General features: G+C 53.1%; 1 protein-coding gene. It reads left to right on the forward strand.

What is annotated here, in order from left to right:
* Positions 1-1,084, forward strand: a 1,084-nt coding sequence (locus J690_RS23490) for an Ig-like domain-containing protein (RefSeq protein WP_228133010.1), incomplete at both ends; no start/stop codon positions are given.

A 1,084-nucleotide genomic window follows, 5' to 3' on the forward strand; every position in this document is an offset into this window, starting at 1 on the left:
GACGCTTGCAGACAATACACTTCCTGCGTTAACTGATGGTCCACACACCATTACCGTGACTGCAACAGACCCTGCAGGCAATGCAGGTACCGATACAGCAGTGGTGACCATTGATACCACCGCACCAAATGCACCAGTACTTGATCCAATCAATGCGACTGACCCAGTGAGCGGTACAGCAGAAGCGGGTTCTACAGTGACAGTCAGCTTCCCTGACGGTACCACTGCAACAGTGGTAGCAGGCACAGATGGCAGCTGGTCAGTACCAAACCCAGGTAACCTGGTGGATGGCGATACCGTGACTGCAACAGCCACTGACCCGGCAGGCAATATTTCATTGCCAGGTACAGGCACAGTCTCTGCAGACATCACACCGCCAGTGGTTGTACTTGATGATGTGTTGACGAATGACAGTACACCTGCGTTAACCGGTACAGTGAACGATCCGACAGCCACTGTGGTGGTGAACGTGGATGGTGTTGACTATCCGGCAGTGAACAATGGTGACGGCACCTGGACGCTTGCAGACAATACACTTCCTGCGTTAACTGATGGTCCACACACCATTACCGTGACTGCAACAGATGCAGCAGGCAATGCAGGTACCGATACAGCAGTGGTGACCATTGATACCACCGCACCAAATGCACCAGTACTTGATCCAATCAATGCAACTGACCCAGTGAGCGGTACAGCAGAAGCGGGTTCTACAGTGACAGTCAGCTTCCCTGACGGTACCACTGCAACAGTCGTGGCAGGCACAGATGGCAGCTGGTCAGTACCAAACCCAGGTAACCTAGTGGATGGCGATACAGTGACTGCAACAGCCACTGACCCGGCAGGCAATACTTCATTGCCAGGTACAGGCACAGTCTCTGCAGACATCACACCGCCAGTGGTTGTACTTGATGATGTGTTGACTAACGACAGCACACCTGCACTCACTGGTACAGTGAACGATCCGACAGCCACTGTGGTGGTGAACGTGGATGGTGTTGACTATCCGGCAGTGAACAATGGTGACGGCACCTGGACGCTTGCAGACAATACACTTCCTGCGTTAACTGATGGTCCACACACCATT

Source organism: Acinetobacter sp. 742879 (genome assembly GCF_000588535.1).
Classification (GTDB): domain Bacteria; phylum Pseudomonadota; class Gammaproteobacteria; order Pseudomonadales; family Moraxellaceae; genus Acinetobacter; species Acinetobacter pittii.